The sequence below is a fragment of the Rubritalea squalenifaciens DSM 18772 genome, assembly GCF_900141815.1.
In the GTDB taxonomy this organism is placed as follows: Bacteria; Verrucomicrobiota; Verrucomicrobiia; order Verrucomicrobiales; family Akkermansiaceae; genus Rubritalea; species Rubritalea squalenifaciens.
This window is the reverse complement of record NZ_FQYR01000006.1, coordinates 152476-163287: the sequence shown is the minus strand read 5'-3', so window position 1 is coordinate 163287 and position 10812 is coordinate 152476. Positions and strand designations below refer to the sequence as shown.

Here is a 10812-nt window from a genome sequence, read left to right as displayed (position 1 = left end):
ACATCCAGCCGATACATCCAGCCGATACATCCAGCCGATACATCCAGCCGATACATCCAGCCGATACGTCCCATCCAATGTATCCTAACAGACTACACACTTGCTATTCTGGGTAAAACCCCAACGGGGTTTCGTAATCCAGCCCGGGGTTGTGACCCGAAGGGGCGCTACCCCGGGGATTCTTTCATATTTTTATACGACCCCAACGGGGTCGCGTAAAACATCTAGCCGACTGTGAGATTCATTTCTCCATCACGGCACCACCTCAAAAGCCCTCTCGCCCTCAGATCACAGGCATGCTAGGCTCTGCCATCATGAGAAAGACCCTCATTACCCTGCTGGCTGGAATGGCCCTGCTCACTAGCTCTTCCTTGGCCACTCCCTGGACCCACCGCTTTGAAATGGGCGAGGATGCTTCCAGCACCATCTACCATTTCTATCAGGTCAAGCAGAACGGCCAGACCACCCGGATCCGCGCCGTCTGGAACGGAGGTGCGCAGAACAAGCCCACCGTCACCGACTACCTGCTAGAGGACGGCAAGATCACCATCCGCCACTCCACCGGCGAGCGCAAAGACATCGCCAAGCTCACCGCTGGCCAGGACGCCCCGCTCAAGCTGGACGAAGAATACACCATAGACGACAAAAGCACCAACGCCCCCACCGCCAAACCTAACATCAACAGCAGCCAACTCGTCGACCTGCAGAACCTCATCTACCTGCTCTCCCAAGAACGCGAGGCCATCAAAAAAGTCGCCAAGTAGGCTCCTGTCTCCATTCTCTCACCATGTGGTTCAAACACCAGAAATGCCCGGACTGTGGCAAACGCCATCCGGATGTACCACTCAGCTTCGGAAGCAACTGTCCCTGGGAAGACTATGCCCCCGCAGAGGAGTTCGATGACTTGGTCGACCTCACCGATGACCTCTGCGTCATTGGTGATGAGATCTTCCTGATTCGCGGACACATCGAGCTTCCCATCCATGGTCAAGATGAGCCCTTCATCTTCTCCGTGTGGTCCTCCCTGAGCGAGCAAAGCTTTGCGCATGTGACTGCGCGATGGAATGAAACTAAACGGGCACAGGATCCGCCCTACTTTGGCTGGCTGTGTACATCCATCCCCATCTACCCGGAGACCATGCATCTCAAGCTCTCAGTCCAGTCTTGTGCACCGGGGCTTACCCCCCTCTTCACCGTAGAGCCCACAGATCACCCGCTGGCCATCGATCAACACCTAGGCATCTCCGTGAAGCGATGGCACAAAATCGCCTCCCAATTGCTCAAGCAGAAATAAGAAACGCTCGATTTCCGCTACTCTCGGTATTCATGGCAAACCAAGAAGCAGCACCAGCATTCTGTCATTTTTGTGTATTCCGTGGTAGATCCCGCCCCTTTACCCTAAGAAACCCCCTGTCTCGTACGTTGCCCCATGCAACACACCTCAAACCATGAACGCCAAATTCCCGGAACTCCAAGGACTGAATGCTGAGCAGAGCAAGACCGCGCTGCGCTATGCCAACAAGCACTCGCTCCGCCAGCCCACCTTCCTGATCACCGTCATCATCCTCATCGTGGTGGCCATAGGTGCCCAGTCCCTGCTCACCCAGCACCTGAGCCCGGCGATCAGCGGGGCAATCATCGGCGCCTTTGCGGGACTGGTCCTCACCGTCTTCCGCATTCCTCTTATCAGGAAGCTCATCATCAAGTGGCGCCGGGAGAACAATCTCTAACACAGCGCTTACAAAAACCGGTCAGATTTCCCATCGACACCTTCGGCAGGGCCATGGCAAGCTGACGCCATGACTATCGCCCTGGCACTTGGACTCCTGCTACCCCAGCCTTCACTGGCTCCGGACACCGCCAACTACCATCTGCGCAAAGTCCGCCAGCACATTTACTATTGCTCTAACCCAGCGAATTTTGAACGCCAGGGGGGCTACTTGATGCTAGACCCCTCAGCCAGCGGCATCGACCAGGATTACCATCTCAAAAAGCTCGTCAAGATGGGTGCCGTCACCAAAAAGACCTTCACCTACCCCCACCTGAAGAACACCCGCATGAATACCCTTCATTGGATGCAATTCACCCACAATCAGCTAGAGATCCTGGACGCCATCGCCCCGGCCGGTGATGGCCCCGGTGAGGATCAGCTTAGCTTCACCCTTCACTACACCTGGCTTGCCAAAGACAAAGTCGAGGAGCTCGACCAGTACTTCCGCCAGCTCGAGTACTAGGCCGCTTTCATCCACCTAGTCAGAAAACCATTCCTCATGCGCCTGGACTCCACCACCATTCAACGCACGCTCTCGCTGATCATTTTCAGCGCGTACATGATCTATGAGTTCAGGTACGTAGGGGAGTACTCCCCCTACTACGTCAGCCCAGAGATCGCGATGGCCCTGGCAACCGGCATGATCTGGTGGCCTGAGCAATTTATCAAAGGACCTAGTCTGCTCTCAGTCATCCGGGGCATTGGGTGGTTCTTGCTGCTCATCATCCCCTTCGCTATCCTGCAGGCCCGCTACTGAGTGAGAGGAGGGTAACTACTCCCATCATTTCCCGTTGCAACGCATGCATGAAAATCGTTTTGCTCCTGCTCCCCCTGCTAACCCTGCCTCTCTGCGCCCAGAAGGCAGTCAAGCCTGTCACCGAACAGCAACAAACCCTCAAAAAGATCGAGTCCATCATCATCCCAGTCGTTGATTTCAACCAGATCAGCGCGAATGAAGCCTTCGACTTCCTCCGTATGCGCTCGCGAGAACTCGACGCCAGAGAAGACCCTAATAAAAAAGGCATCGGATTCGTTATCCAAACCCCGCCAGCCGCACCTCTAGCAGCCGGAATACCAGAGGATCAAAAGCCACAAACCATCGCCAAGCTACAGCTCAGAAACGTCACCCTTGGTCACGCGATCCGGGAAGTCTGCAAACACACCCAGCTGGATGCCTACATCACCCCCGGCAGAATTGCTATCATCCCCAGAGGCCAAGCCCCCACCACTGAAGACGGCAAGGCCATTCCAGATGTCATTCCTATCTACAAGCATCCCACCTCTAACAAACCCATCACAGACAATAAAGCGCAGCTGGCTTTTGAGAATCTGGATCACACCCTCCTCAAGGGCATTGATATCAGAGAAAAACCGCTCGACGAGGCGCTTGCCACACTCAACTTGGACAAAGAACCCAAAGAGAAGGCCCGGCACTATATCAATACTGTGATCCGCAGAAAGCCGGAGACGAAGAACCTGCCCAAGGTCACTCTGAGAACGCCCTACACTACCTTCACGATGGCCATAGACGAACTCTGCCGTCAGAGCCACTACCACTGGACCATCGAAACCAACGGCGACATCCCCATGCTGGTTCTCATGCCAGCCGAGTAGACTGCCTACTCAATCTGCTTCAGTCTCTTCACACGCGCTGCATTCGCGACGGCAGCCAGTCGCTCACGCAAACCATCCAGCTCTCGACCTTGCTGCCAGCTCAGCAATACCCGGTGCGAATAGGCAAACTCAAATCGTGTCGCATCCCCCCGGTAAACCACATGCAGATCATCAGATTCTGATCCGAGTTCTCGGAAATAAGCCCGCATCTCCAGCTCCAGCCTATCCTCCATCAACTGAGCATAGGCTTCACTGCCAAGCTCCTGGTACTGCTCGTAGCCTGTTCCTCCCTCAGTCACATACATGGGGACATCCGAAGACACGTAAGCGCCTCCACGCCACTTGGAAGTCTTCAGCCCGCAAGCTAACAGAAGAAACAAACCGCCTCCTAAAATGAGACAGGTCACGAAGCCCAGCACATAGGAACGCAAGTTCATCTCCCTATGAACGTCTCATCAGGCCGCTTTCTTAGATATCAGGACCTCTCCTCCAGTCCTAACAGCTCAAAACCCTTCTTGACGCTGAAGATAAAGTTCGCGTTCCCCACCAGCGGACCGCCAGCTACCTTGGCAAAGCCAACCTGCAGGCGCACCGTGCCGCCATTGGAATCAAAGAAGAGGCTCTCCACGGCACCCAGATGGAGCACGCCGGGCACCCCTCTCATCATCTCCTCCGGCACCACACATTCTTTCTCCCCGATCACCACACGGATGCTTGGCACCTCGCCATTCTCCAGCGTGTAGCTGTAGCCCTCGAAGACCTGGCTTACCTTAGCCGGTCCCGGATCCACCGCAGGCTGCTGCACCTGATTGTCAGCATTTCCATCGCAGCCCACCATGATCACACACAGGGGAAGAACTATCATTCTTCTAAACATCCCCAGCCAAATACACAATCAGCCCAAACTCACCAAGCCCAAAACCTACAGACCCAGCCTGCTGGCAAAATCACCAGCAATCCAGACTTTCTGGACACCCTCACTCAGCGCAAAAACCGCAATCGGAAAAATATAAAGACCCCTTAATATACAATCGTTTAGACCACGATTTTATTTGAGAAAACGCCTGCGTGGCTGATTTTTTATCTAGCTAGCAACCCACACACCCACCAAATGCTCAGTAAACTCAAACATAGTCTGGCCCTCCAGATGCTATTGATCACCATCCTAGGCTGCGGACTCTTCGTCCTGGCCTGCTGGCTGCGCTATCGCACGGACGACCAGGAGCAAAAGTACAAGAATCTCCAAACCCAGTCGGAGAAAACCTCTTCCCTCTGGCGCGGCTGAATCTTTTTCCCAATTTAAACACACACGGCCACCAGGCCCCATCACAGCAAAGCAGGAGCCCGTAGCGATTCGGGCTCCTGCCATTTTACTCATTTGTCACACTTCAGCCAGGGTCACCACCCTGGACCGAGTACTCAATCAACGATACGTCGCCAGCAGGCTTCATTGGGACAACCGCGACGAAAAAAATCCAAGGCCGGCGTGACATCCGGACACAAAGCAGGAGCCCACTCCTCAGTAGACCCCTGCTTACACTTAATACACAAGCATGAGGATACGTGCTCCTCACATACTCACACAGATCAACTGCTCAATCTGTACTAGTATATGTCTCAAGCTAAGCAGACGTTACGAAAAAAGTTTCGAAAAATGATTCTTTTAAACAAAGAGGCAGAGGCCCGCGCTCCCACGAACCTCTGCCCATACTCATAACACGCAGGGCTTGAATAACCCTGTTTACTCACGTGGATGCATGCACATTCCACAATGATAGATGATCATTCCCCAACATCCATTACACAAATTCTCACCACACCCCCCAAAAAAAGAAACCCCCGCCGAAGCAGGGGTCCCCTAAACACATAACCTCTATACCCTGTACCTCCCTCGGGTCTACTCAAACCATGGGAAAGTACACAATACTCGGTACAACAGCTACCAACTGTTGTTACTAGTAAATACCCAAACCCCACCAAATCTGACAAAAAATCTGAGATTATTTTACGCTTTTCTGTCTTCCTCAGCTGCCTCATTACCTCGTCTCGGAATATCTCGGCAGTTCTGACCCGCCGATTTTTTGCCATTCATGATGACCATTTGGAGCCTCTTCCATCCTCTCCTACCCTCATACACAGGCATCCGTTTTCCATGATTTTGCATTTTTCCGGCCCTGAATTCGCGCTCGCTAAGCACTCGCCGAGGCAAAGCCATCGCCTGACCGTAAATTTTTTGTCGCGACTGTTAGAAAAATGGAATTAGTCACCTTTCGGCACGCTAAATCCTCAAACCACTCTAATCAGACAAGATAGAAAAGACACCCACTAAGCCCTAGGGATGCAAATGCATCCGTTTTGCATGCACTTTGCATACCTGTTTGCATACCATTTGCAATGCTCTACATCTCCATCTTCATCTACGGATGAAGATAGAGAGATAGAAAAAAACGCGTGGGCGCGCGCACAAGAAATAGTTAACTGTTAGGTAACTCCCAGCACACTCAAAAATACCTGTGGACAGGAATTCCCGGCCTGGGCTAAGGTCGGTTTAGTGCTTCAGTTGTTTTCCATCATCACCGCCCTAGCCGGCTTCATCGCCACGCTCACTCTCCCACTCAGTGCTGAGGTGAAAAAGGAGAGCAAGCCCATCGAGCATCAGCTGACCGGCCGCATCACCATCCAGGGCGCCACAGACATCGTGGACGGCAAGCAACTCCCTGGGGAACAGATCGTCTACGGGGCTGACCTCAGCTGCACGGAGTACTTCAAGTACACCGTCACCGAGAAGAGCAAATTCGTGAACATGGTGGACGGAGTCAAAACGAGCTACCAGTCCGACACGATCACCGTGAAGCTCGGTCCCATCAATTACTCTACCCTGCTACTCATCTCCGCTCCCATCATCTGCCAGGCGGTCCCTCATCGCACCACCATCCAGCCCTTGGCAAATAACGCCAAGCAACTGAACGCCAGAGACGTCCTTCACATGGGAGCCAACCGAGGCATCGTCAAGAAGACCACCGCCACCCACCAGCTCACCTCCCCGGAAGGGCACAAAATCACCATCACCGTGGACCTCCTACCGCTCAAATTTCCGGCGAACAAAACGCTCTTCACCAAGATCCACTCCCCTAAATAAAGGCTCTCCGCGACTCCGCACCATCCCTTATGAACACCTTTCTCAAGTACCTTCTAGCCTTCGTGTTAGGCTCTGCAGCCACTTCGTTCAGTATCACGGGATACCAAGCATATCAGACATTCAAGAAGGTGCAGCCGGGAAGCAAGACCGGTGGCAGTTTCGAACCATCCCCAGACGAGAAGTATCGTGCTGAATTTTTTACGTACATAGAAACCCTCAAAGACGGAAAAAAATCCTACTACTACGAGCTCAAGGTACAGGATAGGTCCACCGAACAGATCCTGCTCTCACACCGCCAGCCAGCTGGCAACGATGCGATCAATCCTCGCGGCCCTGAGCACATCTTCTGGTCTCCGGACTCCACTGCCATCGTCTTCGGCACGGCAGACGTAGAAGTCTTCTCCCATCATTTGAGCACCTATGTTTCCCCCTTTGACCAGCATGACGACCAGACATCCGGCATAGAAAAACCAGCCAACGACATCGCCGAGCTGCCGGCTCTGCTGAAGCTCATTGAAGCCGATCCGCAAATCTACCTCTTCGAAGGGCCACCCACTGGGTACTATCGCCACCCTAACAAAATCAACCTCCCCTTGCTCACCCGCTTCGGATACCTCTTCAAACGCCAGGGCGACCATGTGCTCAATGACGAGCACGAGAAGGAGTTGATCCAAGTACTCACAAACCCATCCCACTACAGCCCCCTAACGAGTAGAAACCACCACAAGCCTTATCGCCCCGATTACGCCATCCAATTCAGCAGCGGCCTAGGCAAGGTAGAAATCGCTCTCAGCTACCGCAATCACAGCGCACGCATCTCACACAATGGCAAAGAGACCCACTACCTCAACTTCCATTACACCACAGAGGATCCATCCGAGGACCCGTTCAAAACGGTTTTACACGAATACCGGGATTTCATCTTCGTCACCCCACTCACACACCCCGAGGAAAACAGTGATTTCGAGCACTAGGCATTAGCTCCAAGTAAGTACGAGATAGCCGCCCAGTAACCACACTGTATCGTCACCTTATTACCAATACATGGGCCACGTCTTGAAATACCTGTTAGCAGCTGCCTTGGGTTCTCTGGTCACCCTGTTAGCCATCTCAGCCTTTCAGAAACCCAAGATAGAAACTCCAACTCAACCAGCGGAGATTCCTACAGCCACAATCAGCAAGGACTCACCAGACGGCCGCTACCACCTGTCCGTCTGCTACACAGAGGAAACTCTCTCAGACGGCAGCACAACTCACTACAATCGCTTCACCCTCACAGAGAAGTCCACCGGCAGGATCCTCGAGTCCCTGAAAGAACCAGCCTACCTGAGCCCCGATAGTCCACAGTGGAGCCCATCCTATCTTTATTGGTCACCGGAATCCACCACTGTCATTGTTGGCACCTTTCCTCTATTCCGATCAGAAAAACCATACACGGCTATCTACGCCCATGATATCGAATACTACCACTCGCGCTTTGACGAACCACTTGACGAATACATTGGCCTCTCCGCAGGTAACGACCCTTTTACAGACCTCGCAGAGAACAAGCCATCCGATGATGACAATGAGAAGATACCAGTCGAAGAACCCAAGCGTTACACGGGTGATTTCATAAAACTCCCAGGACTGTTAGAAGAATCCCCTTCGCACACGACTATCACTGTCCACATGGGCTTCCCTCGGAACTACTATGCAACTATAGACCCGCCGATAGACTTTAGCCTGCCGCGCTATGGCCACACCTACTTCCGCAGGCATCATGTGGATCTCAATGAGCAAGACCAGCAAACACTCGTGCAAGTCCTGACAAACCCAGACAGCTATCTTCCCCACCCAGGAACGTTCGGAGAAGAAAACTATTTCCCGGAATTCGCCGTCCAACTTCAGAGTCCACAATCCTGTCTGGAAATCTCCCTGGCCCTCGGCCAAGGCGAAGCCCGCATCGCCCACAACGGCAAAGAAACCCACTACACCCGCCTGCAACCAGCCGCAGTCGACAAACTCAAAGTCCTCCTCATCCCCCACCATCAAGTGGATGGTCTATTTGAGGAGGAGTAACTCCAAGGTAAACCATCACTCAGCCAGCGCTTGCCCCCCTCACTCAACCGGCATGGCTTGTTGGGCCTTTTTTAAAAGAGCTGCATCTTCCTCAGGAAGTCCGGCTGTCTCCAGGCGTTCCTCCACCAGCGGTTGATAGACTTTCCAGTGATCGTTGACCAGCTTTGCCTCGCTGGCCTTTTTGGCCACGCCCTCGCCCAGGGGGTCGATCAGTGGAGGGCGGGATGTGAGCAGGGTCACCAAGTAACGCTCGTTACTCAGCTTACCCCACTCGCCGTTAAGCCCCTCCTGATGCATAAAACGGTTGCACTCCAGCAGCGCATCCAGGGCCTTCTCTCCCGGGAAATCGCTGATCAGCGCCTCATACTTGCGCGCCACAGCCCGGCGGCTGCTCTCCGTATTCTTGATCCGCCGCATATCTGTCTTGAGCCCTTCCACTAACAGCGGGATCACACGCTCATCACCACACTGCTTCAGACCCTCCACCATCCGGAACTCCATGAGAAACTTTTCACGGCTTGGCGGGGCCAGCACCCAGATCATCCAGGCCGCCCGGCTATCCTCCCCCGCATGCTCCTTGCGCAGAGGGACCACCTTGTCACCGCCGATCCTGCGTCCATCGAAGTGGCGCGCCTTCGCCTTCAGCTCACGTCGCAGTACCTCGACCTCCTTTTTCTCCTCTTCTAACAAAGTCTTAAAATTCCCCTTAAACTCCGCCTCTGGAAGCTCATACTCGAAGCACCCGTACCAGCGGCCCAGCTCCCGCACTCTCTCCCTCACAGCCGCCTCCTGCATCTCCAGAGCCAGCTCCAGCATCACCTGCTCGGCACTAGGGCGCTCCACCGCGCGCAGCTTCGCTAGCATGCTCTCATCTGCACGTTTTGCCTTCCAGCCCAGAGTGATGAGAGCTTTCGCATACTCCTCATGCGTCATCCTGATCTCTTTGCCGTCCTCGCCCACACTACCCTCACGCAGCGTCTTCATGAAATCCTGCAGCTCACTCTGCACCGCCTCCGGCATTTTCACCTTGGCCTCCTGGGACCATCCCTCAGAACACGCTCCGAAGACACACAGCCCGGCCAGCAACGCAGCCAAACCTCCCTTGCACGAAAATCCCTTCATCATAGCCTGCATCCTACGCTCAAGGCATGCGGGCAAGCAATCAAAACTCCAAATATTACCCTAGATAGAATGAGGATGAACTAGCAGTTCATGTAAGTATCCATACTCACCATCCAGCATCGGATGAATCAGGCGATAAACCTCTCTCACCTTATCTGAATCTGCGCTATTTCTAACAGCGAAATTCACTCGTTTCACTATCCCCAATCTCCTATCTTCACTGCCAGAATAGAATTTACCACTCGTCTCCAGACGATTTACCAAATCATCTAGATCTACTGCACGCTTGGCCTCTCGAATCAGCAATTCCAGTTCGGCCTCACACACCTCTACCCCCTCCATGTCATGCCTAGCATTTTTCAGTGATCTTTCCTGACCAACACAAGCAGCCAGACAAGCAAACAGAACAGACAGAAGAATGATTCGAGGCACTTTCATTCTCAGCATCCTACTAACCAGCTACACGGGCAAGCAATCAAAACTCGCCTTGCCGTACCCACTTGGTATACTCGCGCCAATCTTCACCATCGTCGTATGCACTTTCTCCGTACCCTTACTCTCCTCCTGCTCTCTCTAACCACCCTGAGCCACGGCGAGGAACGCCCCGCCATCTCCCTGGATGCCCCTGAAGGCCGGCCCGGCATCTACGCCCACTATTTCAGCCTAACCATGATTTACTACGGCGGAAAGAACGCACACTTCAAAATCATCCTGAAGAACCCCACTCCCGATACCCAGTACATCCGCTGTAACAAAGAGATCTTTCTGGGCGGCATCCACGGCACCACCAAGGATGGAAAAAAGATCCGGCTCTATCAGAAGCCCTACATCACCCACCTCCTCACCGGAATCTTTATGCCTGATAGATTCCCTTTCGATAAGAATCAGTCTCTCACCTGGAAAGTCCCCGTGGATTCCCTCGTGCACCTCGACGGCCACAGCCTTGGAGACGAGTGGCGCAAGCTGAAGCCGGAGGAGCTGGAGGGCGCCACCCTCACCGCAGACCTCAACTGCCTGGGTCTGGTCAACAACCGCCACCGCTACCTCCACTCGACCAACAACGCTGCCCTGCGTAGCACTCCGATCACCATCCCCAAGCCCTGAT

Annotated in this window: 15 protein-coding genes; 11 read left to right on the top strand and 4 right to left on the bottom strand. The window is 53.7% G+C overall.

Translation table 11 applies throughout. The features are described from left to right. Positions 1–314: 314 nt before the first annotated feature. From BUB27_RS16695 to BUB27_RS16670, 6 genes are all read left to right on the top strand, one after another. Positions 315–764 carry a hypothetical protein gene (locus BUB27_RS16695; RefSeq protein WP_143185026.1) on the top strand — a complete coding sequence of 150 codons (450 nt, stop codon included), beginning with the start codon at positions 315–317 and terminating at the stop codon, positions 762–764. Positions 765–787: 23 nt separating this feature from the next. Beyond that, a complete protein-coding gene (locus BUB27_RS16690) occupies positions 788–1294 on the top strand; it encodes a DUF2199 domain-containing protein (protein ID WP_143185025.1) in 507 nt (168 codons plus the stop codon). A 154-nt stretch (positions 1295–1448) separates the two neighbouring features. Then, the gene (locus tag BUB27_RS16685) at positions 1449–1730 is read left to right on the top strand and encodes a hypothetical protein (RefSeq protein WP_143185024.1); all 282 of its coding nucleotides are present in this window, start codon (positions 1449–1451) and stop codon (positions 1728–1730) included. Positions 1731–1799: 69 nt separating this feature from the next. Then, positions 1800–2234, top strand: coding sequence for a hypothetical protein (locus BUB27_RS16680; RefSeq protein WP_143185023.1), 435 nt, complete (start codon positions 1800–1802; stop codon positions 2232–2234). A 36-nt stretch (positions 2235–2270) separates the two neighbouring features. Further along, positions 2271–2528, top strand: a complete 258-nt coding sequence (locus BUB27_RS16675; RefSeq protein WP_143185022.1) for a hypothetical protein — start codon at positions 2271–2273, stop codon at positions 2526–2528. A gap of 47 nt (positions 2529–2575) precedes the next feature. Next, the gene (locus BUB27_RS16670; RefSeq protein WP_143185021.1) at positions 2576–3385 is read left to right on the top strand and encodes a hypothetical protein; all 810 of its coding nucleotides are present in this window, start codon (positions 2576–2578) and stop codon (positions 3383–3385) included. Between the two features lie 5 nt (positions 3386–3390). On the opposite strand, the gene BUB27_RS16665 is transcribed toward BUB27_RS16670, so the two are convergent. Together BUB27_RS16665 and BUB27_RS16660 are read right to left on the bottom strand one after the other, a co-directional pair. Further along, the gene (locus BUB27_RS16665; protein WP_143185020.1) at positions 3391–3822 is read right to left on the bottom strand and encodes a hypothetical protein; all 432 of its coding nucleotides are present in this window, start codon (positions 3820–3822) and stop codon (positions 3391–3393) included. 38 nt (positions 3823–3860) lie between these two features. Next, positions 3861–4250 (bottom strand): hypothetical protein, encoded by a 390-nt coding sequence (locus tag BUB27_RS16660; protein WP_143185019.1) that lies wholly within the window; start codon positions 4248–4250, stop codon positions 3861–3863. Positions 4251–4496: 246 nt separating this feature from the next. Between BUB27_RS16660 and BUB27_RS18970 the strand changes: the two genes are divergently transcribed. The 4 genes from BUB27_RS18970 (at position 4497) to BUB27_RS16645 (ending at position 8585) form a co-directional block, all read left to right on the top strand. Further along, positions 4497–4670 (top strand): hypothetical protein, encoded by a 174-nt coding sequence (locus BUB27_RS18970; protein ID WP_159435042.1) that lies wholly within the window; start codon positions 4497–4499, stop codon positions 4668–4670. Between the two features lie 1266 nt (positions 4671–5936). Continuing rightward, positions 5937–6524 carry a hypothetical protein gene (locus tag BUB27_RS16655; RefSeq protein ID WP_143185018.1) on the top strand — a complete coding sequence of 196 codons (588 nt, stop codon included), beginning with the start codon at positions 5937–5939 and terminating at the stop codon, positions 6522–6524. Positions 6525–6553: 29 nt separating this feature from the next. Beyond that, complete coding sequence (locus BUB27_RS16650) at positions 6554–7498, top strand: hypothetical protein (protein ID WP_143185017.1); 945 nt, start codon at positions 6554–6556, stop codon at positions 7496–7498. 82 nt (positions 7499–7580) lie between these two features. Continuing rightward, positions 7581–8585, top strand: coding sequence for a hypothetical protein (locus BUB27_RS16645; RefSeq protein ID WP_143185016.1), 1005 nt, complete (start codon positions 7581–7583; stop codon positions 8583–8585). Between the two features lie 39 nt (positions 8586–8624). Here BUB27_RS16645 and BUB27_RS16640 read toward each other — a convergent pair whose 3' ends face one another. Continuing rightward, positions 8625–9710: a hypothetical protein gene (locus BUB27_RS16640; protein ID WP_143185015.1), complete on the bottom strand. Its 1086-nt coding sequence runs from the start codon at positions 9708–9710 to the stop codon at positions 8625–8627. A 57-nt stretch (positions 9711–9767) separates the two neighbouring features. Further along, complete coding sequence (locus tag BUB27_RS16635; RefSeq protein WP_143185014.1) at positions 9768–10145, bottom strand: hypothetical protein; 378 nt, start codon at positions 10143–10145, stop codon at positions 9768–9770. A gap of 96 nt (positions 10146–10241) precedes the next feature. On the opposite strand from BUB27_RS16635, the gene BUB27_RS16630 reads away from it, so the two are divergent. Next, the gene (locus BUB27_RS16630) at positions 10242–10811 is read left to right on the top strand and encodes a hypothetical protein (protein ID WP_143185013.1); all 570 of its coding nucleotides are present in this window, start codon (positions 10242–10244) and stop codon (positions 10809–10811) included. Position 10812: the final 1 nt, after the last annotated feature.